Annotated in this window: 32 protein-coding genes; 31 read left to right on the forward strand and 1 reads right to left on the reverse strand. The window is 55.5% G+C overall.

Annotated elements, in window-relative coordinates:
- Positions 1–272: 272 nt before the first annotated feature.
- The gene (locus JMF94_RS05075) at positions 273–1637 is read right to left on the reverse strand and encodes a response regulator (protein WP_240824098.1); all 1365 of its coding nucleotides are present in this window, start codon (positions 1635–1637) and stop codon (positions 273–275) included.
- Between the two features lie 766 nt (positions 1638–2403).
- Between JMF94_RS05075 and rpsJ the strand changes: the two genes are divergently transcribed.
- The 31 genes from rpsJ to JMF94_RS05230 all read left to right on the forward strand — a co-directional run bounded on the left by rpsJ (position 2404) and on the right by JMF94_RS05230 (position 21626).
- On the forward strand, positions 2404–2721 hold the full coding sequence (gene rpsJ / locus JMF94_RS05080; protein ID WP_022658146.1) for a 30S ribosomal protein S10: 318 nt from the start codon (positions 2404–2406) through the stop codon (positions 2719–2721).
- A 12-nt stretch (positions 2722–2733) separates the two neighbouring features.
- Positions 2734–3363 carry a 50S ribosomal protein L3 gene (rplC, locus tag JMF94_RS05085; protein ID WP_240824100.1) on the forward strand — a complete coding sequence of 210 codons (630 nt, stop codon included), beginning with the start codon at positions 2734–2736 and terminating at the stop codon, positions 3361–3363.
- A gap of 11 nt (positions 3364–3374) precedes the next feature.
- Positions 3375–4007, forward strand: coding sequence for a 50S ribosomal protein L4 (gene rplD / locus JMF94_RS05090; RefSeq protein ID WP_240824102.1), 633 nt, complete (start codon positions 3375–3377; stop codon positions 4005–4007).
- Between the two features lies 1 nt (position 4008).
- Entirely contained in the window at positions 4009–4299 is a 291-nt protein-coding gene (gene rplW / locus JMF94_RS05095) for a 50S ribosomal protein L23 (protein WP_192113624.1), read from the forward strand.
- A gap of 2 nt (positions 4300–4301) precedes the next feature.
- Positions 4302–5150 carry a 50S ribosomal protein L2 gene (gene rplB / locus JMF94_RS05100; protein WP_240824104.1) on the forward strand — a complete coding sequence of 283 codons (849 nt, stop codon included), beginning with the start codon at positions 4302–4304 and terminating at the stop codon, positions 5148–5150.
- A gap of 9 nt (positions 5151–5159) precedes the next feature.
- Positions 5160–5444 (forward strand): 30S ribosomal protein S19, encoded by a 285-nt coding sequence (gene rpsS, locus JMF94_RS05105; protein WP_022658151.1) that lies wholly within the window; start codon positions 5160–5162, stop codon positions 5442–5444.
- Positions 5445–5453: 9 nt separating this feature from the next.
- Positions 5454–5792 (forward strand): 50S ribosomal protein L22, encoded by a 339-nt coding sequence (gene rplV / locus JMF94_RS05110; protein WP_022658152.1) that lies wholly within the window; start codon positions 5454–5456, stop codon positions 5790–5792.
- Between the two features lie 3 nt (positions 5793–5795).
- Positions 5796–6437, forward strand: a complete 642-nt coding sequence (gene rpsC / locus JMF94_RS05115; RefSeq protein ID WP_192113622.1) for a 30S ribosomal protein S3 — start codon at positions 5796–5798, stop codon at positions 6435–6437.
- A complete protein-coding gene (rplP, locus tag JMF94_RS05120) occupies positions 6437–6850 on the forward strand; it encodes a 50S ribosomal protein L16 (RefSeq protein WP_022658154.1) in 414 nt (137 codons plus the stop codon). Before rpsC ends, rplP begins: the two co-directional genes overlap by 1 nt.
- Entirely contained in the window at positions 6851–7081 is a 231-nt protein-coding gene (rpmC, locus tag JMF94_RS05125; protein WP_240824106.1) for a 50S ribosomal protein L29, read from the forward strand.
- A 2-nt stretch (positions 7082–7083) separates the two neighbouring features.
- Complete coding sequence (rpsQ, locus tag JMF94_RS05130) at positions 7084–7347, forward strand: 30S ribosomal protein S17 (protein WP_022658156.1); 264 nt, start codon at positions 7084–7086, stop codon at positions 7345–7347.
- Positions 7348–7356: 9 nt separating this feature from the next.
- Positions 7357–7725, forward strand: coding sequence for a 50S ribosomal protein L14 (gene rplN, locus JMF94_RS05135; RefSeq protein WP_022658157.1), 369 nt, complete (start codon positions 7357–7359; stop codon positions 7723–7725).
- A 9-nt stretch (positions 7726–7734) separates the two neighbouring features.
- A complete protein-coding gene (gene rplX / locus JMF94_RS05140; RefSeq protein ID WP_022658158.1) occupies positions 7735–8067 on the forward strand; it encodes a 50S ribosomal protein L24 in 333 nt (110 codons plus the stop codon).
- Between the two features lie 9 nt (positions 8068–8076).
- Positions 8077–8616 carry a 50S ribosomal protein L5 gene (gene rplE / locus JMF94_RS05145; protein WP_240824108.1) on the forward strand — a complete coding sequence of 180 codons (540 nt, stop codon included), beginning with the start codon at positions 8077–8079 and terminating at the stop codon, positions 8614–8616.
- A gap of 10 nt (positions 8617–8626) precedes the next feature.
- Positions 8627–8812: a type Z 30S ribosomal protein S14 gene (locus JMF94_RS05150; protein ID WP_012624307.1), complete on the forward strand. Its 186-nt coding sequence runs from the start codon at positions 8627–8629 to the stop codon at positions 8810–8812.
- 102 nt (positions 8813–8914) lie between these two features.
- Positions 8915–9295, forward strand: a complete 381-nt coding sequence (gene rpsH / locus JMF94_RS05155) for a 30S ribosomal protein S8 (RefSeq protein ID WP_022658160.1) — start codon at positions 8915–8917, stop codon at positions 9293–9295.
- Positions 9296–9305: 10 nt separating this feature from the next.
- Positions 9306–9845 (forward strand): 50S ribosomal protein L6, encoded by a 540-nt coding sequence (gene rplF / locus JMF94_RS05160; protein WP_022658161.1) that lies wholly within the window; start codon positions 9306–9308, stop codon positions 9843–9845.
- An 11-nt stretch (positions 9846–9856) separates the two neighbouring features.
- A complete protein-coding gene (gene rplR / locus JMF94_RS05165) occupies positions 9857–10216 on the forward strand; it encodes a 50S ribosomal protein L18 (RefSeq protein ID WP_192113620.1) in 360 nt (119 codons plus the stop codon).
- Position 10217: 1 nt separating this feature from the next.
- A complete protein-coding gene (gene rpsE, locus JMF94_RS05170; RefSeq protein ID WP_022658163.1) occupies positions 10218–10730 on the forward strand; it encodes a 30S ribosomal protein S5 in 513 nt (170 codons plus the stop codon).
- Between the two features lie 2 nt (positions 10731–10732).
- Positions 10733–10909, forward strand: a complete 177-nt coding sequence (gene rpmD, locus JMF94_RS05175) for a 50S ribosomal protein L30 (protein ID WP_022658164.1) — start codon at positions 10733–10735, stop codon at positions 10907–10909.
- A 17-nt stretch (positions 10910–10926) separates the two neighbouring features.
- On the forward strand, positions 10927–11391 hold the full coding sequence (rplO, locus tag JMF94_RS05180; protein ID WP_240824110.1) for a 50S ribosomal protein L15: 465 nt from the start codon (positions 10927–10929) through the stop codon (positions 11389–11391).
- A 121-nt stretch (positions 11392–11512) separates the two neighbouring features.
- Positions 11513–12826: a preprotein translocase subunit SecY gene (gene secY, locus JMF94_RS05185; RefSeq protein WP_192113619.1), complete on the forward strand. Its 1314-nt coding sequence runs from the start codon at positions 11513–11515 to the stop codon at positions 12824–12826.
- Between the two features lie 61 nt (positions 12827–12887).
- The gene (gene map, locus JMF94_RS05190; protein WP_240824111.1) at positions 12888–13682 is read left to right on the forward strand and encodes a type I methionyl aminopeptidase; all 795 of its coding nucleotides are present in this window, start codon (positions 12888–12890) and stop codon (positions 13680–13682) included.
- 137 nt (positions 13683–13819) lie between these two features.
- Positions 13820–13933 carry a 50S ribosomal protein L36 gene (gene rpmJ, locus JMF94_RS05195; protein WP_005027799.1) on the forward strand — a complete coding sequence of 38 codons (114 nt, stop codon included), beginning with the start codon at positions 13820–13822 and terminating at the stop codon, positions 13931–13933.
- Positions 13934–13948: 15 nt separating this feature from the next.
- On the forward strand, positions 13949–14317 hold the full coding sequence (rpsM, locus tag JMF94_RS05200) for a 30S ribosomal protein S13 (protein ID WP_022658169.1): 369 nt from the start codon (positions 13949–13951) through the stop codon (positions 14315–14317).
- Positions 14318–14440: 123 nt separating this feature from the next.
- Positions 14441–14830 carry a 30S ribosomal protein S11 gene (gene rpsK, locus JMF94_RS05205; RefSeq protein ID WP_136399285.1) on the forward strand — a complete coding sequence of 130 codons (390 nt, stop codon included), beginning with the start codon at positions 14441–14443 and terminating at the stop codon, positions 14828–14830.
- Between the two features lie 47 nt (positions 14831–14877).
- A complete protein-coding gene (gene rpsD, locus JMF94_RS05210) occupies positions 14878–15504 on the forward strand; it encodes a 30S ribosomal protein S4 (protein WP_022658171.1) in 627 nt (208 codons plus the stop codon).
- A gap of 12 nt (positions 15505–15516) precedes the next feature.
- Positions 15517–16560 (forward strand): DNA-directed RNA polymerase subunit alpha, encoded by a 1044-nt coding sequence (locus tag JMF94_RS05215; protein ID WP_240824113.1) that lies wholly within the window; start codon positions 15517–15519, stop codon positions 16558–16560.
- Entirely contained in the window at positions 16550–17005 is a 456-nt protein-coding gene (rplQ, locus tag JMF94_RS05220) for a 50S ribosomal protein L17 (protein WP_240824114.1), read from the forward strand. Before JMF94_RS05215 ends, rplQ begins: the two co-directional genes overlap by 11 nt.
- Before the next feature lie 1715 nt (positions 17006–18720).
- Complete coding sequence (locus JMF94_RS05225; protein ID WP_240824115.1) at positions 18721–19968, forward strand: Glu/Leu/Phe/Val dehydrogenase; 1248 nt, start codon at positions 18721–18723, stop codon at positions 19966–19968.
- 233 nt (positions 19969–20201) lie between these two features.
- Positions 20202–21626, forward strand: coding sequence for a sodium:solute symporter family protein (locus tag JMF94_RS05230; protein ID WP_240824117.1), 1425 nt, complete (start codon positions 20202–20204; stop codon positions 21624–21626).
- Positions 21627–22272: the final 646 nt, after the last annotated feature.

Here is a 22272-nt window from a genome sequence, read left to right on the forward strand (position 1 = left end):
TCAGTGTCCGCGCTGTGCAGACAAACATTTTAGATGTGATCTGTCTAGCACAATGGTCGGTCGCTTACGCTGCGCAAACACCAATATTGGGTGCGCTGCGGAATGTGCTGCATGCGCCGTGTGTTATCCCAAGGGGACAATATACGGCATCTCTTAAAAATAAGTCATAATATTGAGGTTGGCAATGTGACGCGGCAAAAATATTATTGGTCAGCGAACAGGTGGAAGGTGCAGGTGCGCCAATGCCCGTGCCAGAAGGCAGCCTCACAAAATCATTTTTTTGCGCGCTCCAATCCTTGAAGGGCAAGTTTCATGCCGGGCTTGAGGGCAAGGGCCAACTGAAAAAACTGCACCGACCTATCTCGGTCGCCCGACTGAAGAAAGACCGCTCCAAAGTTGCAGGCGATGGAAGCGCTGCTCTTGACCATTTCCGGTTCCAGATCCAGAGCCTTTACCAGATTTGCCTTGGCTTGGATAAAATCCGCGCCTTCAGCAAAGGCCATGCCTACATTATAATAGAGCGTTGGATCGTCGGGGGCGATTTTGATGGCGCGCTTGTACTCCGTAATGGCGTCCTGCCAGCGGCCCTGCCTGCGCAGGCTGATGCCCAGCTGGTTGAACAGGGCCAGGTCTTCCCGTCCCAGTCGTTTGCCCTTGGCCTCAAGACTGTTGCGCAGAAATTTTTCTGCCTTTTCCGGGTCACGCTCGCCATAAATGCCGGCAATGCGGCTTGAAAGCGCGCTGAGGCCATCGGCAGCTTCCCGGTTCATCTGTACCACAGCCTTTTCAAAAAAGGCCTCGGCCTTTTCCACATCGCCGTTGGCCAGATGGGCCTCGCCGAGGCTGACTTTTCGGTTCACGTTGAGGGGCGAGATGGAATCCAGCTTTTCGAGATAGCGCACCTGCTGGGGCACATCGCCAATTTCCGCGTACATTTCAGCAAGGCGCTGAAGCGGGGCAAGGTAAAGATCGGCGGATTTAGCGGCAGACTCATAGGCAATTCGGGCTTTGTCGTATTGCTGGGTGGCGCGGAAGATATCGCCCATAAGCAGAAACGCCGCAGCGCTGCCAGGCTTGAGCTGCAGAACTTTTTGACAGGCTGTCAAAGCCATGTCGTATTTTTTCTGCGCCAGCAACCTCTTGGCAACGTCAATGACCTGCCCAAGCTTGCTTTGCGGTTTGAGGGTAAAAGCCATTTTTTCAATGAGTGTATTGGCAGAAACGGGCTTGGCAATAAAATTGTCTGCCCCAACTTCGTGAAGAAGCATGAGACGGTCGCGCTGCACATCGCTTGTGAGCACAATAATCTTGAGAGCGGTGAAGGCCTGCTTGATCTGGCCCACGAGAAAGCTCAGATCCTGGCCGCCGATACTGCGTTCCATAAAGATAAGAGGGGCAGGGTGCCGGGCCAGAATGTCGCGCAGCTCACGCAGCATCATGCGGGGGTCGGCAACAGCGGTGAATATACTTTGCGCCGTAAGGCCCATCTCTTTGGCAAGGGTAAGGCGTAACTGCGTGCAGAAAGCCTGGTCATCGCTCACTGCCAGAATATGTCCATTCTCTTTCGTAATGTAATTAATGACAGTGTCTTGGTATGAATTTAGTTTTGCCCTGTTAGCGGCATCAATCATGGACATGGCGTCTCCTGAAAATATCGACAGCTAAGATGACAAGTTAGCGCAAAATGGTGAAGGTCGTGCAACGAACGTGCGTCATCTTGGCAAATTGCCGGAGGGGTGCGGCTCTTTTAGTTTTTTGCAGGGGCAAGCGTCAAGGAGTAAGATTGGGGCGGAGAAAACCTGGATGACGTGATAAAAATAATGCAAAAATGGCTTGACGTTCAAGGGGAACTTGGATAGAAAAAATCTCCGCGCGATAAGAAGCAATTTTTATCGGCGTTCCCTGGACGGCAGGGAAGGGTGGGTTGAGCCCATCCTGATGCACCCAAAGCGATCATAGTAAGGTCGCAGAGGGTTTTGACATGTGCAGGCGTTACCGAATGCCGGACAATGTCGAGCCGTTCCAGCCCAAAGACGGATCCCACCGCTGCCCCCAGGCCGCGCGTGACCCGGGGCTGTAAGGTAGGGGGATAGCCCCCATTTGGTGACCCTGCGGGACCGCTTAGCCGCTCTTTCTATGGAGTGGCTTAGCCTGGGCGACGCTGGGGAGCATCACGCGGATGATGCAGGCGCGTTCAGGCGTCCAATCTTCCGAATTCTTCCTGAAATTTCAGGCGTGATGCGCGCATTAGCGCAACCCCTTACGTTGCTCCGTTTTTCCGTTCCTTGCCAGGGTGAGGTCGGCCCTTCGGGCCATGCTTCATGGCCCGCGTATGCTGTGAAGGAGCCCGCGCTCGTAGCCCAAAGGGCCGCGCGGGATGTTTTTGCAAACGGAGTAGGCACAATGACGACAGTTAGCAGCGATCGCATTCGGATCAAGCTCAAAGCCTACGATTACCGCATTCTGGATAAAGCCGTTGCGGAAATCGTGGATACGGCGCGCAATACCGGTGCCGGTGTGGCGGGACCAATTCCCCTGCCCACCAACATTCACAAGTACACCGTGCAGCGTTCCGTGCATGTGGACAAAAAGTCCCGTGAGCAGTTTGAAATGCGCATTCACAAGCGGCTCATGGATATCCTGGAACCCACGCAGCAGACCGTCGACGCGCTGGGCAAGCTTTCGTTGCCCGCCGGTGTGGACGTGGAAATCAAGCTCTAGCGAGAGGCAGTCATGGCTGAGAAAATGGGAATTTTGGGTCGCAAACTTGGTATGACCCGCATATTTGACGGCGCTGGCGCTGCCGTGCCCGTCACGGTGATTGAGGCCGGTCCGTGCCCCGTCACCCAGGTCAAAACTGCGGACACTGACGGCTACAACGCCGTTCAGATCGCGCTGACCCCCGCTAAGGAAAAGCACAGCACCAAGGCTATGCAGGGACACTTCGCCAAGGCTGGCAAGGGTCTTTTCCGCCATCTGCGCGAAATCCGCCTTGCGGGTGCGCCGGAACAGGAGCTGGGTCAGGAACTGACCGTTGAAATTTTCGCCGCAGGCGATACGGTCAAGGTGACCGGCACAAGCATGGGTAAAGGCTACCAGGGGCGTATGCGCCGCTGGAATTTCGCCGGTTCCAAAGATACCCACGGCTGCGAAAAGGTGCACCGCAACAATGGTTCCATTGGTAACAACACCTTTCCTGGCCACGTTTTTAAGGGTCGGAAAATGGCGGGCCATTGGGGCAATGAAACCGTTACGGAAATGGGCCTGACCATCGTTGATGTGCGTCCTGAGGACAACGTCATTCTGGTCAAAGGTTCCGTGCCCGGCCCCAAGAACGGGCTGGTGCTGATCCGCAAGCAGTAGAGGAAGCAGCAATGGCTACCGTGAAAGTATATGACCAGAACAAGCAGGAAAGCGGCGAAATCACGCTGGCTTCCGACGTGTTCGAAATCGAGGTGAGGCCTGAAATCCTCAATCTCGTGGCGCGCGCCCAGATGGCGGCCAAACGCGCCGGCACGCATATGGCAAAGACCCGTGCGCTGGTTTCCGGCGGCGGCGTTAAGCCCTGGAAGCAGAAGGGTACGGGCCGCGCCCGTTCCGGCTCCAACCGTTCGCCCATTTGGCGCGGTGGTGCCATCATCTTCGGACCCAGCCCCCGCGATTACAGCTTCAAGGTTAACAGCAAGGTGCGCGCCCTGGCCATGAAGATGGCCCTGTCGAGCCGCTTGGCTGCCGCAACCCTGATGGTGGTCAAGGGTATTGAACTGCCCGAAGCCAAGACCAAGCATTTCGCCAAGGTTGCCGACACGCTGGGCCTTTCCAAGGCTCTCATCGTGGCTCCCGCCGAAGACAGCGCGCTGGTTCGTTCCGCTCGCAACATTCCGGGCCTCACCATGACCACTGTCGATCGCCTGAGCGTGCTTGAAATCCTCAAGCACAAGCAGCTTGTTCTGCTTGAAGGCGCTATCGAACCTGTTCAGGCTCGTTTCGCAAAGAAGGGGGCGTAAGATGGAAACCACTTCTGTTCTGCTCAAGCCCCTGCTGACCGAAAAGACGACCTTGATCAAGGACGAAGCCCAGCAGGTGGCCTTTATGGTCCACACCCTGGCCAACAAGCTTGAAATCAAGCAGGCCGTGGAAAAGGCTTTTGATGTTAAAGTGGAAGCCGTCAACGTAGTGCGCCGCGCCCCCATGAACAGGGAGCGTCAGGGTCGCGTTGTTGGCCGTAAGCCCGGCTGGAAGAAAGCGTATGTTACGCTGCGCCAGGGCGATAAAATTGAGTTCTTCGAGGGAGTGTAATCATGGCTGTCCGCAAGCTGAAACCGACCTCCGCGGGGCGTCGCTTCCAGACGGTTTCCGACTTTGAGGAAATCACCCGGACGCGCCCTGAGAAGTCGCTCACTGAAGGCCTCACCAAAAAGGCCGGTCGCAACAATCTGGGTCGAGTCACCAGCCGCCGTCGCGGTGGTGGTGTTAAGCGTCTGTACCGCATCATCGATTTCAAGCGCGACAAGACCGGCATTGAAGCCACTGTTGCGCACATTGAATACGATCCCAACCGTACCGCCCGTATCGCGCTGCTGCACTATTCGGACGGCGAAAAGCGCTACATCCTCGCTCCGGTTGGCTTGAAGCAGGGTGACAAGATCATGTCCGGCATCAACGAGCGCAATGGCGTTGTGGCCGACATCAAACCCGGCAATGCTTTGCAGATGGCCCGCATTCCTGTGGGTACCGTTGTGCACAACATTGAGCTTTACCCCGGCAAGGGCGGCCAGATGTGCCGCGCCGCCGGTACCTACGCCCAGCTGGTCGCCAAAGAAGGCAACTACGCCCTGCTGCGTCTGCCTTCGGGCGAAGTGCGCAAGGTGCTTGCTACCTGCGTGGCTACCGTGGGTCAGGTGGGCAACGTGCATCACGAAACCATCTCTCTGGGCAAAGCTGGCCGCAACCGCTGGCTGGGTCGTCGTCCCAAGGTTCGCGGCGTTGCCATGAACCCCATCGACCACCCCCTGGGCGGTGGCGAAGGCAGAAGCTCTGGTGGCCGTCATCCTGTGTCGCCTTGGGGTATGCCTGCCAAGGGTTACAAGACCCGCGACAAGAAGAAGGCCTCTTCCCGGCTGATCATCAAACGCCGCGGCCAGAAGTAGGAGTAGCTCATGCCGAGATCGTTGAAAAAAGGGCCGTTTGTTGACGGCCATCTGATGAAAAAGGTCGACAGCACCGTGGCCAACAGCGACCGCCGTGTAGTCAAGACCTGGTCGCGCCGCTCGACCATCCTGCCCGAAATGGTGGGACTGACCTTTGCGGTGCACAATGGCAAGAAGTTCGTGCCGGTGTTCGTTACCGAAAACATGGTTGGCCACAAGCTGGGTGAATTCTCGCCCACTCGTACCTTCCATGGGCATGCCGCCGACAAAAAGGCCAAGGCCGGCAAGAAGTAGGGTAGGCATATGGAATCTAAAGCTATTGCAAAATTCCAGCGCGTTTCGCCGCGCAAGACCCGTCTTGTGGCCAAGAACGTGCAGGGTCTTGGAGTGGAGGAGGCTATGAACCTTCTGCGCTTCACGCCCAACAAGCCCGCTGGCGTGCTTTTCGGCGTGCTCAAGAGCGCGTTGGCCAATGCCTCGCAGCTGGGCGGCGTTGATGTGGATGCCATGGTGGTGAAGGAAATCGTGGTGAACGAAGGCCCCACCTGGAAGCGCTTTATGCCCCGGGCCCAAGGCCGGGCGACCAAGATTCACAAGCGCACCAGCCACATCACCGTTATACTCGCAGAAGGGCAGGAATAGGCTATGGGTCAGAAAGTACATCCGTTCGGGTTCCGGCTTGGGTACAACAAGAATTGGCAGTCCCGCTGGTTCAGCAAGAAGGAATACCCTGCCTTTGTCTATGAAGACAGCAAAATCCGCGCGTTCGTGAAGAAGCTCCTGTTTCATGCCGGGGTTTCCAAGATCGAGATCGAACGTGCCGGCGGCAAGGTACGGCTTATCCTTTCCACCGCTCGCCCCGGTATTGTTATCGGCCGCAAGGGTGTGGAAATCGAAAAGCTTCGCAACGATCTTCGTCAGAAGTTCGGCCGCGAGTTCTCTCTTGAAGTGAACGAAATCCGTCGCCCCGAAGTGGACGCCCAGCTGGTGGCCGAGAACATCGCCCAGCAGCTTGAGCGCCGCGTGGCCTTCCGGCGCGCCATGAAGCGTACCGTGTCCATGGCCCGCAAGTTTGGCGGCGAAGGCATCAAGGTAACCTGCGCCGGACGTCTGGCTGGTGCAGAAATCGCACGTACCGAATGGTACCGCGATGGCCGAGTGCCCTTGCAGACTCTGCGTGCCGACATTGACTACGGTTTTGCCGAAGCGCACACCACCTACGGCATCATCGGTGTCAAGGTGTGGATCTATAAGGGTGAAATCCTTGACAAAGAGGTTGATCAGTAATGCTTGCGCCCAAAAGAGTTAAATTCCGCAAGTGGCAGAAAGGCCGCCTGCGTGGCCTGGCCACCCGCGGCGCCACCATTGCGTTTGGTGATATCGGCCTTAAAACCGTGCAGCATGGCCAGCTTTCCAGCCAGCAGATTGAAGCTGCTCGTATCGCCATGATGCGTCACATCAAGCGTGGCGGCAAAGTGTGGATCCGTGTGTTCCCCGACCGCCCCGTCACGGCCAAGCCTCTGGAAACCCGTCAGGGTTCCGGTAAGGGCGCGCCCGTGGGTTGGTGCGCTCCGGTCAAGCCCGGTCGCGTGCTGTATGAAATCAAGGGCGTGAGCCTTGACCTCGCGCGTGAGGCGCTGACCCGCGCCGCTCACAAGCTGCCCGTTAAGACCATCATTGTGGTGAGGGAGGGCATCTAAATGGCTGCCAAGAAAAAGACCGAAACCGCCGCCCGGCCCGCCGCACAGGATCTGCGCTCCATGAGCGTGGAAGAACTGCGCACGGCTCTTACCGAGCAGCGCCAGGAACTGATGAGCGCCCGCTTCAAGCATGCCGCTGCGCAGCTTGAAAAGACTTCCGAACTGAAAGTCATGCGTAAGCAGGTGGCGCGCATCGAGACCGTATTGAACGAAAAGGAACAGAGGGCCTGAACATGCAAGCTCTGGAAGATCGCAAGGGCAGAATGCTGACCGGCATTGTGGTAAGCGACAAGAACGACAAGACCATTGTCGTGCGCGTCGAGACCCTGGTCAAGCATCCTCTGCTTAAGAAGTATGTGAGGCGCCGCAAGAAGTTCACGGCTCATGATCCCATGAACGAATGCGGTATGGGCGACAAGGTTAAAATTGTGGAGTTCCGTCCGCTTTCGCGCAACAAGCGCTGGCATCTGGTCTCCATCATTGAAAAAGCCGTGTAGGGTAGTGCCATGATCCAGGTAGAATCGACGCTTCAGGTGGCCGATAATTCCGGCGCCAAAAAGGTTGCCTGCATCAAGGTGCTGGGCGGTTCACACCGCCGCTACGCCTCGGTGGGCGACATTATCGTGGTTTCCGTTAAGGAAGCAATGCCCCACAGCAAGGTTAAGAAGGGCGATGTTATGAAGGCTGTTATCGTGCGTACCGCTAAAGAAGTGCGTCGCATGGACGGCAGCTACATCAAGTTCGACGGCAACGCCGCTGTGCTGCTCTCCAACCAGGGTGAGCCGGTGGGTACGCGTATCTTTGGCCCCGTGGCCCGTGAGCTGCGCGCCCAGAACTTTATGAAAATTATTTCGCTGGCCCCGGAAGTGCTGTAGGAGACCGTCATGAAAATGTATCGCATCCGCAAGGACGACAAGGTGATGGTAATCGCCGGCAAGGACGCGGGCAAAATCGGCAAGGTGCTGAAGATCCTGCGCAAGAAGGATCGCGTGCTTGTGGAAAAGACCAACATGGTCAAGCGCCACATGCGCCCCAACCCCTATGCCCAGCAGCCTGGCGGTATCGTGGAAAAGGAAATGCCTATCCACGTGTCCAACCTTATGGTTGTCTGCTCTGCCTGCGGCAAGGCCACTCGAGTGGGTTACAAGACCATCGAGTCCGAGGGCAAGGAAAAGAAAGTGCGCTTCTGCAAAAAGTGCAACGAAGTAATGGAATAAGGTGATACGATGACACGCCTTGAAAAGATATATAGAGAGAAGGTGGTTCCGGTACTGCAGAAGGAGTTCAGTTACTCCTCTTCGATGCAACTGCCCGGTATCGAAAAGATCTCTCTGAACATCGGCCTTGGCGCCGCTAGCTCGAACAACAAGCTGATGGAAGAAGCCATGGCGGAACTTACCGCGATTGCTGGCCAGAAAGCTGTGGTTACCCGGGCTAAAAAGTCCATCGCCGCATTTAAGCTGCGCGAAGGCATGCCTATCGGTGTGCGCGTCACCCTGCGCAAGGAACGCATGTGGGACTTCCTGGACAAGCTCATGAACTTTGCCTTGCCCCGAGTGCGTGACTTCCGTGGTATCCCTGACCGCGGTTTCGATGGGCGCGGCAATTTCACCCTGGGCATTAAAGAACACACCATCTTCCCTGAAATGGAAGCTGACCGTGTTGAAAACCCCAAGGGCATGAACATCACCATCGTCACCACGGCGGCCACGGACAAAGAAGGCAAGTTCCTTCTCGACCAGCTTGGCATGCCGTTCCGCAAGTAGGAGTTAAGCCATGTCCCGTACTTCTCTGGAAGTAAAGGCCAAGCGCAAGCCTAAGTTCAGCGCCCGCGCCTACAATCGCTGCCCGCTTTGCGGTCGCCCCAGGGCTTTCCTGCGCCAGTTCGGCATCTGCCGTATCTGCTTCCGCAACATGGCCCTTCGTGGTGAACTGCCCGGCGTGCGCAAGTCGAGCTGGTAAAATTTCCGGGCGTGCAAACGCCCGGGAGGCGCGCCCTGCGCGCCAGCGGGAAGTGGCGGCATCGTGCCGTCAACCCCGCCCCCAAACTCTCAGGAGCATTCGATGTTGACAGATCCCATTGCGGATATGCTCACCCGCATCCGCAACGCGCATTTGGCCCTGCACAAGGAAGTAAATGTGCCGAGCTCGAAGATGAAGGAATCTTTAGCCGCCATCCTCAAGCAGGAAGGTTACGTCGAAGACGTGGCCGTGGCCGAAAAAAACATTGTTATTACCCTTAAGTACCAGAAGGGAAAGCCCGTCATCAGCGGGCTGAAGCGTGTGAGCACGCCCGGTCGCCGGGTTTATGTTGGCGCGCATAACATCCCCAGGGTGCAGAACGGCCTCGGCATCTGCATTTTGTCCACGTCCAGCGGCGTGCTGGACGGCATGACCGCCCATGAGAAGAAGGTGGGCGGCGAACTTCTGTGCGAAATCTGGTAGGCGGTGCACCATGTCGAGAATAGGTAGACTGCCCGTTGCCGTTCCCAATGGCGTTGAAGTCAAGATCGGAACGGATGTTGTGGAAGTTAAAGGGCCCAAGGGCTCGCTGAGCACCCCTGTCTGCTCTCTGCTCACTTACGAGCAGGCCGATGGTCACGTGACCCTTGGCCGTATAGAAGATACCCGCCAGAGCCGTTCGCAGCACGGCCTGCGCCGCACCCTTCTTGCCAACTGCATTGAAGGCGTTACCAAGGGCTTCTCCAAGGGCCTGGAAGTTATCGGCGTCGGTTACCGCGTGGCGGTCAAGGGCAACATTATCGAGCTTTCTGTGGGCTATTCCCACCCTGTGCTCGTTGAACTGCCCGACGGCATCAAGGCCGTGGTTGAAGGTCAGGTTCTGACCCTCTCCGGCATCGACAAGGAACTTGTGGGCGAAATGGCCGCCAAGATTCGCCGCATTCGTAAGCCTGAACCCTACAAGGGCAAGGGCATCAAGTACGTTACCGAGACTATCCGCCGCAAGGTTGGTAAGTCCGGCGGCAAGAAGTAGGGGGGCGCGTCATGAAATACAGCAAGAACGAATCCCGGCAGCGCCGCAAGATCCGTATCCGCAAGAAAGTCAACGGCACCTTCGAGCGCCCGCGTCTGGTTGTGTTCAGGTCCAACCTGCACATCTACGCCCAGATCATCAACGATCTGGACGGCGTGACCCTGGCTGCTGCCTCTACCCTTACGCTTTCCAAGACCGAAGCCGGCATGCACTGCAATAAGAGCGGCGCCGAGATGGTGGGCAAGGAAATTGCCCGGATGGCCAAGGAGAAGAATATCAATCAGGTGGTATTCGATCGCAACGGGTACATTTATCACGGTCGCGTCAAGGCCGTAGCCGACGGCGCCCGCGAAGGCGGCTTGGAGTTCTAATATGCGTCAGGAAAATACTGAAACTCAGCAGAACGAGTTGGGCGAAATCGAAAAGATCGTTTCCCTCAACCGCGTGGCCAAGGTCGTCAAGGGCGGTCGCCGTTTCAGCTTCAGCGCCCTCGTTGTCGTGGGCGATGGCAAGGGCGGCGTGGGCTTCGGTCTGGGCAAGGCCCAGGAAGTGCCTGAAGCACTGCGCAAAGCCACCGAACGCGCTCGCAAGAACCGCGTTCAGGTTGCCCTTGTTGAAGGCACCCTTCCTTATGAAGTGCTCGGCCGTTTCGGCGCCGGTCGCGTCATGCTGAAGCCCGCCTCTGAAGGTACCGGCATCATTGCCGGCGGTGCCGTGCGCGCCGTCATGGAAGCCGTAGGCATCCGCGACGTCCTCGCTAAGGCCATTGGTACCAACAATCCGCACAACGTGCTTCGTGCCACCATGCAGGGCCTCGTTTCCCTGCGCAGCGCCGAAGATGTTTCGGCCCTGCGCGGCAAGAAGCTGGAAGCCCCGAGGAAGTAACCATGGCAGAAATCAAGGTAAAACTCGTGCGTTCGCGCATCGGCTCCACGCCTGCGCAGCGCAAGCTGCTGGACTCCCTTGGCCTCAAGCGCCGCGAGATGGTCAAGACGTTCAAGGATACCCCGGCTATCCGGGGCATTATCGCCAAAGTTCCGCATATGGTTGCCGTTGTTGAGTAACGGCCAAAGGATATACCATGCAACTGCACAATCTGTTTCCTTTTCCGGAAGAGCGTAAGACCCGCCGTCGCGTGGGCCGTGGCTCTGGTTCCGGTCTGGGCTGCACTGCGGGCAAGGGCCACAAAGGGCAGAACGCTCGCGCCGGTGGCGGTGTCCGCCCTGGTTTTGAAGGCGGCCAGATGCCCCTGCAACGCCGTTTGCCCAAGCACGGCTTTAAAAACGCCCCCTTCAAGGTCACCTACGACATCGTCAATCTTGACGCTCTCGTGTCGGCCTTCCCGGGCAAAACCACCATCACCCTTGACGACATGTACGCTCGCGGTATTGTCCGCATGGGCGCGCCCGTGAAAGTTCTTTCGCGCGGCGAAGTCTCAGGCGCTCTGTCGGTGGAGGCTCACAAGTTCAGCCAGGCTGCTGCGGATAAGATCCGCCAGGCCGGCGGCAACGTCACTGAGCTGGAAGCGGTTTCTGCCGCTGAATAATTAGGTGGCCGCGCGCAAGCGCGGCCTCACGGCTTTTCACTGGCGTCATTGCCCGCCTTTTGGCGGGCAATGACGTTGCGCACATACTGCGCCACAGGCGCACAAACGCAACGAGTGTTTCATGGCAGTAGGATCGGCAAACAATATGGCAGGCCAGGCTTCGCTGACCAAACGCATCGGCTGGACCTTCCTGATTTTGTGCTGCTACCGCATCGGCGTTCACGTACCCATTCCGGGCGTTGACGCTTCTGCGCTGGCGTCGTTTTTTCAAAGCATGTCCGGCACGCTTTTCAGCCTGTTCGACATGTTTTCCGGCGGCGGCCTGTCCAACGTCTCGGTGTTCGCTCTGGGCGTCATGCCTTACATTTCGGCAAGCATTATCATCCAGCTTTTGCAGGTGGTCAGCCCCGACATCAAGCGCATGGCCAAGGAAGAAGGGCAGGCGGGACGGCGTAAAATCACGCAGTACACCCGTTATCTCACAGTGCTTATCACCCTGGTGCAAGGCCTTGGCATTGCCGTTGGTCTGGAAAATATGACCAGTCCTGCTGGCGCGCCTGTGGTTCTGGCACCCGGCTGGCATTTCCGTCTTGTGACCATGGCTACCTTTACGGCTGGTTCCGTGCTGGTCATGTGGCTTGGCGAGCAAATCACGGAGCGTGGTATCGGCAACGGTATCTCGCTGATTATTTTCTGCGGTATCGTGGTGGGCATTCCCCGCGGCATCATCCAGTCTGTTGCTCTTATACAGGCTGGTGACATGAGCATTTTCATGGCAATTGTTATTGTGGTCCTGATGGCTGCGGTTACAGTAGCCATCGTGTTCGTTGAACGCTCGCAGAGAAGAATCCCCATCAGTTACGCCAAGCGTCAGGTCGGACGTAAAATGTACGGTGGTCAGAACTCGCATCTGCCTTTGCGTCTGAACACGGCGGGCGTTATTCCGCCTATTTTCGCATCTTCGCTCCTGCTGTTCCCTGCGACCATTGGTCAGTTTTCGACCAACCATTATGTGAAGCAGGCAGCCGATTTCTTCTCGCCGCACGGCGTTGCTTACAACGTCCTGTATGTGGCCTTGATGTTCTTCTTCTGCTATTTTTACACGGCCATCATTTTTGATCCCAAGGATATGGCTGAAAATCTGAAGAAGAACGGCGGTTTCATCCCCGGGATTCGTCCTGGTGAAAAAACCCAGGAATACGTGGACACGGTGCTTTCACGGCTGACCCTTTCGGGGGCCACCTATATTTCAATAGTCTGCCTGCTGCCCATGCTGCTCATCAGCAACTTTAACGTGCCTTTCTATTTTGGCGGCACGAGCTTGCTGATCCTTGTGGGCGTGGCCATGGACTTCATGAATCAGGTGGAATCACACATGATCTCCAGCCAGTATCAGGGCCTCATGGCCAAGGCGCGGAAGAGCGGCAGGCTCTAGAAAGTTGGGGCAGGCCTCGGGCTTGCTCTCTGCTTTCGCAAGCGCGGATGGTGATTGTATAATGAAAAAATATCACGGCGCATTCATCAAGAATGAAAGGGAAGTGGCCTGCCTGCGGGAAGCAAACCGCATGGTGGCCAACATACTGGATGCCGTGGGCGATATGGTGGAGCCGGGCCTGCCTACCATGCGTCTTGAAGAGTTGGCGCGCGACATGTGCGCCGACTACAAGGTAAAGCCAGCGTTTCTGGGCTACTGCGGTTATCCTTTCGCTCTGTGCTGCTCGGTCAACGAGCAGGTGGTGCATGGTTTTCCTTCTGCGCGGCTGCTTAAGGAAGGCGATATCGTGAGCATCGACATGGGCGTTGTGTATGAAGGTTTTGTGGGCGATGCCGCTCGTACCTTTCCGGTTGGCAAGGTCAGCGACGAAGCCCGCAAGCTCATGCGGATAACTGAAGAAAGCCTGTACGTTGGCATTGAACAGGCCCGGGCTGGCAATGATGTGTACGACATCGGCGCAGCTGTTCAGGATTATGTTGAGGCCGCCGGTTTCAACGTTGTGCGACGTTTTGTTGGGCATGGCGTGGGGGCGAAAATGCATGAAAAGCCCGAAGTTCCGAACTTCAGGCCGGGCATGCGTGGGTTGACCTTGCAAAACGGCATGGTCATTGCCATCGAACCCATGGTAACTGTTGGCACCTACGAAGTGGACATTCTGGACGATCAGTGGACCGCCGTGACACGCGATGGTTTGTGGGCCGCCCACTTTGAACACAGTGTTGCCATAACCCCAAATGGCCCCCAGATTCTCAGCATTTCGGACCGTGGTTTGAACCGGCACACAATTGAAGGTTGACATCAGCGTTAAAGCTGGATAAAGATTTCCGTTCCCGTCCTTAATTTTGAGGACTGCGGCCTGTTGTTCTATCGTGGCGAAGCCGCAAGCCGGATCTTTATTTGGTCAATGCAATGGTTTCTTATTGGAGATGAGGTATGAAAGTAAGACCTTCCGTCAAGAAAATATGCCCCAAGTGTAAGGTTATCCGGCGCAAGGGAGTGCTTCGAGTTATCTGCGAAAACCCCCGGCACAAGCAGCGCCAGGGCTAGGGCAGGAGACTAATTGTGGCGAGAATAGCAGGTGTTGATTTGCCTCGCGGCAAACGGGTGGACATTGCGCTCACCTACATTTATGGCATTGGCCGTACCACGGCCATGAAAATTCTGGATACCACCGGCGTTAACTGGGAGCGTAGCATCGACGACCTCTCCGCTGACGAAGTTAACGAGATCCGTAAGGAACTCGAACAGAACTACAAGGTGGAAGGCGACCTGCGTCGCGAAATCTCCAGCAACATTAAGCGCCTTATGGACATTGGTTGTTTCCGTGGCCTGCGTCACCGTCGCGGTTTGCCCGTGCATGGTCAGCGTACCCATACCAATGCCCGCACCCGTAAGGGACCCCGCCGCGGCGCCGTAGGCAAGAAGAAGTAGCGGTGCGGCTGCGCTTGTCGCAGTTTGTAAAGCGGATGCAGCAATAGTGCTGCCGTGAGGACGAACGGATTTTTCCGCCATTGACGGAAAAGAATCTGACAAGCTTCCAATTTGAGGTTAGTTATGGCCAGACCCAAGAAAGTGGTCAAGAAAAAGGAAAAGAAGAACGTGCCGGTGGGCATTGCCCACATCCAGGCTTCGTTCAACAACACCATCATTACTTTTACGGATACGCGCGGCAATGCTGTTTCCTGGGCCTCCTCGGGCCAGAGCGGCTTTAAGGGTTCGCGTAAGTCCACCCCCTTTGCTGCGCAGGTTGCCGCTGAAACGGCTGCCCGCAAGGCACAGGACAACGGCATGCGTACTGTGGGCATCTATGTGAAAGGCCCCGGTTCCGGTCGTGAAGCCGCCATGCGCGCTATTTCGGCTATCGGCTTCAAGGTGGCGTTCATCCGCGACGTTACGCCCATTCCGCACAATGGCTGCCGGCCGCCCAAGCGCCGCCGCGTCTAGTTTGCGCCTAGCGTAAACCGCGCCAAAACCGTAAGAGGTAAAGATAGATGGCTAAATATACTGAAGCCAAGTGCCGCATGTGCCGTCGCGAAGGCTGCAAGCTTTTTCTGAAGGGCGACCGTTGCTTCACTGACAAGTGTGCATACGACCGTCGTCCTTATGCCCCCGGCCAGCATGGCCGCGCGCGCAAGAAGGTCAGCGAATACGCAGTGCAGCTGCGTGAGAAGCAGAAGACCCGCCGCGCTTACGGCATTCTCGAACGCCAGTTCCATGGCTACTTCGAGAAGGCCGAAATGCAGAAGGGCGTTACTGGTACCAACCTGCTCGTTATTCTTGAACGCCGCCTCGACAACGTGGTGTACCGTCTTGGTTTTGCCAACTCGCGCAACCAGGCTCGTCAGCTCGTGCGGCACGGCATTTTCACCCTCAACGGCCGCAAGGTGAACATTCCTTCCTTGCAGGTTCGCGTGGGTGACAGCATTGAAGTGCCCGAAAAGAACCGCAAGATTCCCGTGCTTGCAGAAGCTCAGGAAGTCATTGCACGTCGTGGTTGCCCCGCCTGGCTTGAAGCCGACGGCGCAGCTTTCAAAGGCTCTGTCAAGGCGCTGCCGCAGCGTGACGATATCCAGTTCCCCGTCAACGAGCAGCTGATTGTCGAACTTTACTCGAAATAAGCGGGGGTTCGCATGCTTATAAAACAGGGCGAACGCCTTATAAATGCACGCAACTGGTCAGAGCTTGTAAAGCCCGATCAGATCATGCGCGAAGAAGAAACCGCCAGCATCACGCATGGCAAATTCATTTGCGAACCGCTGGAACGGGGCTACGGCACCACCATCGGCAATGCAATGCGCCGGGTTCTTTTGTCGTCCCTTCAGGGGGCGGCCTTCGTGTCGGTGAAAATCATCGGTGTGCAGCATGAATTCACCACGGTGCACGGTGTTCTTGAAGACATCACTGATGTCATTCTGAACATCAAGCAGGTTCGCCTGCGCATGGACACCGATGAACCGCAACGCATTACCTTGCGCGTTGACCAGAAGGGTCCGGTGACTGCCGGAAACATTATGGGCAACCAGCATGTTGAAGTGCTCAACCCTGATCAGCACATTGCCACCCTCACCGAGGATGTCGTGCTTGAGATGGAATTTGAGGCTCGCATGGGCAAGGGCTATGTGCCTGCGGACATGCACGAGGGACTGAACGAGGAAATCGGCGTTATCAAGCTGGATTCCAGTTTCTCCCCTGTGCGTAAGGTGGCCTACACCGTGGAACAGGCACGCGTTGGTCAGATGACCAACTATGACCGCCTGTTGCTGGAAGTATGGACCGACGGCTCCCTCACACCCGAGGATGCCATTGCCTACAGTGCCAAGATCATCAAGGACCAGATTTCTGTGTTCATCAACTTTGATGAACGCGTGTCTGGCGACATGCGGCACGGCAGCGGCGAGAGCGGCGAAATTAATGAGCACCTGTACAAGAGCATTGACGATCTTGAATTGTCGGTGCGCGCCACCAACTGCCTGCGCGGCGCCAACATTGCCCTTGTGGGTGAGCTGGTGCAGCGTTCTGAAGGCGAGATGCTCAAGACCAAGAATTTTGGTCGCAAGTCGTTGGATGAAATCAAGGGTGTTCTTTTGGACATGGGCCTTGACTTCGGCATGAAGGTCGATTCCTTCGACAAGAAATATCAGGAATGGAAAAGGAAGCAGCAAAATGAGGCATAGCAATTCCGGCAGGAAACTCTCGCGTACGCCTGCGCACCGTAAGGCCCTGTTGCAAAATCTCGCTAAGGCCCTGCTGATCCACGGCAAAATCCGCACCACGGAAATTAAGGCCAAGGAGCTGCGCCGGGTGGTGGAACCCCTGATCACCCTTGCCAAGCGCAACGACCTGCACGCCCGCCGTCAGGCTTACCGTGTGTTGAACGATCACGCTTTGGTTAAGCGCCTTTTTGACGAGATCGGTCCTGTTTTCGCCGGCGTTCCCGGCGGTTACACCCGTATCCTTAAGCTGGCCATGCCCCGTAAGGGCGACAACGCCCCCATGGCCATTATTGAGCTTTCTCGCGCTCTTGAAGCTGCTCCCGCTGCGGAAGCAGCCACTGAAGAAGCGCCTGCCAAGCCCAAGCGTACCCGCAAGCCCAAGGTTGAAGAAACCGCCGAAGCGTAACCGCTTTGCTGGTTTGACAAATACTGACAAAGGGGCGCTCTGCGCCCCTTTGTCGTTTTGCCCCTTTCATATCAAAAATCAATGCAGCGGTTCGTTGTGGCCCCTTTGTGCATCCTCCCAATACGTTTCATATTGGGTTGGCGCTGTCTTGTAACTACGTTTACAAAGCTGACCCTTCGATCCGTCCGCCACTAGCCCATTCCCCATTACCGCCCTCATGGCACGCCATATTCTGTTCCCCACTTGATACGCCGTAGTATTCTGAGGAATCTACTTCATAGCCCTCAAGAGCTTTCAATTTGTCTCAGCCGCTAATTGGGGTGACAATTGTCATCATCAGTAGGAAGCGTGATTAAAGACAGATCCGACTCGAGAATTTTAGCTCGAAGAAGCCAGACAAAAATTCATGTCTTTGCACACAGCAAATTTGGCAAGAGATAAAGCTTGATAGAGTCTCTCTACACGCGCCCTCGCTCGTACTAACTCTCTTGGCAGGAGTCTTACGCGCAAGACCTTCCGGGACTGCGCTCAGGAAATTTGTGAGTGTTCTGAAAAGTCTTTTAAGGGCCGGTACTTTCTTGCTCAGGCGCGCCATTTACAGGCAGCCGCTGGAAGCTGAAGTGGATTCTGTTTGGAACGGAACACGTCGCGTAGATGGATACAGGAAAGGGGCGTACAGGCAACCCGCCCGTTCTTGGGCAGGATGCCTGCGGAATTAGGAGGAATAGAAAATGTTCAGAGTCGCTTTCCAGGCGTCTTTGTAGTTAAGGCTGTCCCCCGATATTTTTTGGTAGCCGCCCCAGACGCCTTTGTACAGCCACAAGTGGATGTAGCCAAGCTCAAGCAAAATTCAGGTTTTCAGCGGCCTCGTAGGTACTATCCGGATCAGCTCAAGAGCGGTGTCGTTTGTGGTGATGTACGTGCCAGCGGGCGTTAAAGTCCGTCATATTGCGGTAAACGGCACCCCCCGAAATGTCCGCAGTCTGGCGTCCTGTAATGAATGAGGCCAATTGGGTGTCGTTGGTCCCACCAAAATAGTCAATCTATGCATCTTTTGCTGCAGAGATTAGTACGCACTCGACCTCAAAACAGCCATCTGTGGCATGGGGAAACGCATTTTATGGAATTTTGATGATTGAGTGCGTGGTAAAGCAGATTTTCCTTATACTGAATGCATCAGGCGATTTTTTCTGGTCGCATCTGAAAGCCCTTTTGACAGCACAGATCTACTCCACTAGCCCATCAACCGCATGTTGCGGGCCTGCCTTGTCCCTCCATTTCCCCTCAAGAAACAATTCTTTCTGTGGTGAACCTGCTCCTTTTTTGTTGCGCTCCTTCACTTGGCTTAAATGTTTCAGCACACTTTTGTGGAAGAGGGGGCGTTCTGATGTTCATTTGTTAACGTTCGTTAACTATTTAATCACTTTTCCGAAACTGCAACGAGGCTATCACCGATGATTGTGATTTATATAACGTAAAAAATGATCGTTTTTGCAATAGATTAAGTGCAGTCTACAAAATTTTTTAACTGAATTTGCTATATGGCATGTCTTTTGCTTGAATCGGTACATATTTGGACTGTTGCAGAAACTGTTTGCTTGATGAATGATCACTGTTTTTCTGATTATTGTTTTTACTATTAAATCCATATGCTCGAAAAATAACATAAAATGCATGCGGATTTGATAAAAATAACAGACTAAATGGAGGATGACATGGCTACAGCAACTACAGCTCTTGAAAATGCACTCGCACAACTGGAACAAGCGGCAGCCCTCGCCGGACTCGAACCTCATGTTCATGAATTTCTCAAGCGTCCCATGCGTGAACTTACAGTGCGTATCCCCCTTAAAATGGATAATGGTACTGTAAAAATTATTGAAGCCTATCGTTTTCACCACAACTGGGCCAACGGTCCCATCCGTGGTGGTACGCGTTTTCATAAGGATGAAACGCCCGATGATGTGCGCGCGCTGAGCATGTGGATGACCATCAAAAACGCCTGCAACAACATTCCCAACGGCGGCGGCAAGGGCGGTATTGCCGTTGACCCAACCACCTTGTCTCTCAACGAACTGGAAAGGTTGTGTCGTAGCTATATCCGCGCCATCTCATCCATCACCGGACCTTGGATGGACTTTCCCGGCGCCGATATTGGCACCGATGCCCGCACTCAAAGCTGGATGCTGGACGAATGGGAAGCCATGCACCAGCGCCTTGAACCAGCTGCCGTGAGCGGCAAGGCCATGCCCCTTGGCGGTTCTGCTGGGCGCGCACTGGCCACCAGCCGTGGCGTGCAGTACGCCACCCGTGCCGTTGCGGCCTCAGTGGGCAAGTCCATGTCGAGCCTGCGCGCAGTTGTGCAGGGTTTTGGCAAAGTGGGCGGAAACCTTGTGTCGCTGTACAATGAAGACAACGTGACCATTTGCGGTGTAAGCGACGTGAACGGCGGCATCTACAATGCTGATGGTTTGGATGTGAAGGACGTGTTCGCCTGGTTTGAAGAAAAAGGCACCCTCACCGGTTACCCTAAGGCCAAGGCCGTGACCAACGCGGAACTGTTGGTGCAGGATTGTGACGTGCTGGCCCCCTGCGCCGTGCAGAGCGTTATCACCCCTGAAAATGCGGCTGACGTTAAGGCGTGGGCCATTATGGAAGGCGCCAACGGCCCTGTGACTGTTGAAGCCGAAAAGATCCTGCGCGACCGCAAGGTTATTGACTGCCCCGATGTGTACGCAAACTCTGGCGGCACCCAGGTGGCGCATTTTGAGCGCATTCAGAATCTCAATAACGACTGCTGGACTGAAGAATTCGTCAACAAGAAGCTTGAAGGCGTGTTTCTTGACGTATTCAACGAAATATACGCTGTCTCCAACGAGAAAAACATCACCATGCGCATGGCCTGCTGGGTCAAGGCGTTGAACCACACAGTGGCTTCCATGAAGTGGCGTAGCTGGGTATAGGCGTTTTAGAAGCATAAGCTTAACGCCGCATCAAGGGGGGCAGCCGAAATTTGTGCCTCTGAACCAGAAATGGCGACCTCCCTGTTTTACCTCAAGCAACTGCACGTATGCAGGTTACCCAAAGTGCGCCCAACGGGGTGCGCAATGCAGGCCGCCCGCCTGAACACCAACAGGCGGGCGGCAGTCATTGCTGGGGCCTTTATGCTGGCATTACAATCATCGGGCGAGGTCATATGGAAGTCAGTTTTGTTCATTATCTGGGCATGTTTCTGGTGGTTGGCATTACCCTTGGATACTCAATTTATTCCGCGCGCAGCGTAAAATCTGCGGACGGATTCAGCCTTGTGGGCCGCGCCGCTTCTTCTCCTCTGGTGGCAGGCGGTATCGTGGGCGTTATCATCGGCGGCGGCGCTACGGTGGGTACAGCGCAGTTGGCGTATCAGGCTGGTCTTTGCGCCTGGTCGTATTCTCTTGGTGCGGGTTTGGGGTTTTTGGTGCAGGGCATTTTTTACGCCCGCGCCCTGCGGCGCACCAATCTTGAAACCGTTCCCGAATTTTTTGGTCTGCATTATGGCAAATACGCTGGCCCGGTTATCAGCATATGCGGCACCTTGAGCATGCTGTGCGGCTGCGTGGCCGGCGTTATTGCGGGTATAAACATTCTGTCTGCAATCCTTAAAATCAGCCCGCTTGCGGCAACCATTCTACTTGCGGCGCTTGTGCTCATGACAGTGTTTTTCAGCGGCCAGAAAGGCAGCAGCGTTACTGGCATTATAAAAATGAGCGTACTGTGGGTGGGCCTGCTGGTAGGCAGCGCGGTGGCTGTGGTATCGCTGTACGAACTTCCTGATTTTTCCACGGTATTTCCGCAAGAGCCTTGGCTGAATCTTTTCAGCACCGGTACCGGGCAGGTGCTCGGCAACATATTCTCTACGGTGGTGGGCATCTGCTGCTCGCAGAACTACATTCAGGCCCTGTACTCGGCCAGTGACGCCCGCACGGCTTCTCGCGGCGCCATCATGGCTGGCCTGGTGGTCATACCCGTTGGTTTGCCCATTGTGGCCATTGGCATGTTCATGCATGCGCAAAATCCGGCATTGCCCCCCATTTTGGCATTGCCTACGTTTTTCTTCACCTATTTGCCCGACTGGTTTGGCGGCATAGCCATCTCGGGGGTGCTGCTGGCCATCATCGGTTCTACCGCAGGGCAGGCTTTGGGCATTGGGACCATGATTTCGCGGGATTTTGTGGGCAACGTGTTCAAGGTTACATCGAGCGAGGGGATTCTGAAGGCCAACCGGATTACCCTTGTCATAGTGACCACGATTTTTTCGACTCTGGCCTATACGTATCTTCATTCCACCGTGCTGTACTGGAATTTCTTCTCCTTCCTGCTGCGCGGCGGCGGTGTTTTTGTGCCGCTGACACTGGCGATTTTCAAGCCCGGCTGGCTCTCGCCTTTCTGGGCTCTGACCTCCATCATTTGCAGCACCACGGCAGCCATTGTTGCCAAGCTGGCTTTCAACGTGAGCCAGCCGCTGTTCCTCGCCCTGGGCATCAGCCTTGCCATTGTGGCCTTGGGGGTTGTGGTCTCTGGCAGGAGCTACCGGGCTGTCTACATTAACGCGCAGGCCGAAAAGCAGACCGACCCTGTGTAACAGGGCAGCGGCGAAAAGTTGCTGAGGCAGAATTTGTAGTCTGGATGCGTCATACCGCTGTGACTAGTGCCGACAACACTGCGGGGAGTCCAACGTGCGGCTTTGGAATGCCAAGGACCGCGTAAACAACCTGTTGTGTTTTTAAACAGATCTGCCCTCACGAGGCGGCTTGCATTCAAAGGCGCGTTATGCCCGAGCATGCAGGCCGCTTTTTTGTCTTTATCAACCTCTTTTGGGCAATCCGGCAATGAGTCTGTGTTGCCCGCGTACTGGCAATATATGCTGCCAATGCCCGGCTAGAGGGGCTTAGCATCACCTCCGCCTCAAAATGCCATAAGTGGTGTCTAAACTGTTCGATCGGAAAGTATTAATCTTAGTATTCAGTTTCAGGGAGGAATAGAGCTTCGCCTAGGCGATCGCATTGACGGGTATGATTTTATCCTGTTATCAAATTATACCGGAAAGATAGATTCTTTTGTCTGTTTACTGATGTGTCCGATGCCGGGCCAGGGAATACCATGCAGGATTATGATTCAAAAAAAGCAGACCACGTATTATCAGACATCGACCTTGTTTCGCTCCAGACGCTCGGTCGCCGAAATTTTTTGATGTACTCTGGCGCGCTGGCGGCTACTCTTTGCTTGGG

Source organism: Desulfovibrio sp. UIB00 (assembly GCF_022508225.1).
Lineage (GTDB): Bacteria > Desulfobacterota > Desulfovibrionia > Desulfovibrionales > Desulfovibrionaceae > Desulfovibrio.

Coding starts and splice junctions, on each gene's coding strand:
- JMF94_RS05075 (WP_240824098.1), bottom strand. CDS start 1,637: ATGTCCATGATTGATGCCGCTAACAGGGCAAAACTAAATTCATACCAA.
- rpsJ (WP_022658146.1), top strand. CDS start 2,404: ATGACGACAGTTAGCAGCGATCGCATTCGGATCAAGCTCAAAGCCTAC.
- rplC (WP_240824100.1), top strand. CDS start 2,734: ATGGCTGAGAAAATGGGAATTTTGGGTCGCAAACTTGGTATGACCCGC.
- rplD (WP_240824102.1), top strand. CDS start 3,375: ATGGCTACCGTGAAAGTATATGACCAGAACAAGCAGGAAAGCGGCGAA.
- rplW (WP_192113624.1), top strand. CDS start 4,009: ATGGAAACCACTTCTGTTCTGCTCAAGCCCCTGCTGACCGAAAAGACG.
- rplB (WP_240824104.1), top strand. CDS start 4,302: ATGGCTGTCCGCAAGCTGAAACCGACCTCCGCGGGGCGTCGCTTCCAG.
- rpsS (WP_022658151.1), top strand. CDS start 5,160: ATGCCGAGATCGTTGAAAAAAGGGCCGTTTGTTGACGGCCATCTGATG.
- rplV (WP_022658152.1), top strand. CDS start 5,454: ATGGAATCTAAAGCTATTGCAAAATTCCAGCGCGTTTCGCCGCGCAAG.
- rpsC (WP_192113622.1), top strand. CDS start 5,796: ATGGGTCAGAAAGTACATCCGTTCGGGTTCCGGCTTGGGTACAACAAG.
- rplP (WP_022658154.1), top strand. CDS start 6,437: ATGCTTGCGCCCAAAAGAGTTAAATTCCGCAAGTGGCAGAAAGGCCGC.
- rpmC (WP_240824106.1), top strand. CDS start 6,851: ATGGCTGCCAAGAAAAAGACCGAAACCGCCGCCCGGCCCGCCGCACAG.
- rpsQ (WP_022658156.1), top strand. CDS start 7,084: ATGCAAGCTCTGGAAGATCGCAAGGGCAGAATGCTGACCGGCATTGTG.
- rplN (WP_022658157.1), top strand. CDS start 7,357: ATGATCCAGGTAGAATCGACGCTTCAGGTGGCCGATAATTCCGGCGCC.
- rplX (WP_022658158.1), top strand. CDS start 7,735: ATGAAAATGTATCGCATCCGCAAGGACGACAAGGTGATGGTAATCGCC.
- rplE (WP_240824108.1), top strand. CDS start 8,077: ATGACACGCCTTGAAAAGATATATAGAGAGAAGGTGGTTCCGGTACTG.
- JMF94_RS05150 (WP_012624307.1), top strand. CDS start 8,627: ATGTCCCGTACTTCTCTGGAAGTAAAGGCCAAGCGCAAGCCTAAGTTC.
- rpsH (WP_022658160.1), top strand. CDS start 8,915: ATGTTGACAGATCCCATTGCGGATATGCTCACCCGCATCCGCAACGCG.
- rplF (WP_022658161.1), top strand. CDS start 9,306: ATGTCGAGAATAGGTAGACTGCCCGTTGCCGTTCCCAATGGCGTTGAA.
- rplR (WP_192113620.1), top strand. CDS start 9,857: ATGAAATACAGCAAGAACGAATCCCGGCAGCGCCGCAAGATCCGTATC.
- rpsE (WP_022658163.1), top strand. CDS start 10,218: ATGCGTCAGGAAAATACTGAAACTCAGCAGAACGAGTTGGGCGAAATC.
- rpmD (WP_022658164.1), top strand. CDS start 10,733: ATGGCAGAAATCAAGGTAAAACTCGTGCGTTCGCGCATCGGCTCCACG.
- rplO (WP_240824110.1), top strand. CDS start 10,927: ATGCAACTGCACAATCTGTTTCCTTTTCCGGAAGAGCGTAAGACCCGC.
- secY (WP_192113619.1), top strand. CDS start 11,513: ATGGCAGTAGGATCGGCAAACAATATGGCAGGCCAGGCTTCGCTGACC.
- map (WP_240824111.1), top strand. CDS start 12,888: ATGAAAAAATATCACGGCGCATTCATCAAGAATGAAAGGGAAGTGGCC.
- rpmJ (WP_005027799.1), top strand. CDS start 13,820: ATGAAAGTAAGACCTTCCGTCAAGAAAATATGCCCCAAGTGTAAGGTT.
- rpsK (WP_136399285.1), top strand. CDS start 14,441: ATGGCCAGACCCAAGAAAGTGGTCAAGAAAAAGGAAAAGAAGAACGTG.
- rpsD (WP_022658171.1), top strand. CDS start 14,878: ATGGCTAAATATACTGAAGCCAAGTGCCGCATGTGCCGTCGCGAAGGC.
- JMF94_RS05215 (WP_240824113.1), top strand. CDS start 15,517: ATGCTTATAAAACAGGGCGAACGCCTTATAAATGCACGCAACTGGTCA.
- rplQ (WP_240824114.1), top strand. CDS start 16,550: ATGAGGCATAGCAATTCCGGCAGGAAACTCTCGCGTACGCCTGCGCAC.
- JMF94_RS05225 (WP_240824115.1), top strand. CDS start 18,721: ATGGCTACAGCAACTACAGCTCTTGAAAATGCACTCGCACAACTGGAA.
- JMF94_RS05230 (WP_240824117.1), top strand. CDS start 20,202: ATGGAAGTCAGTTTTGTTCATTATCTGGGCATGTTTCTGGTGGTTGGC.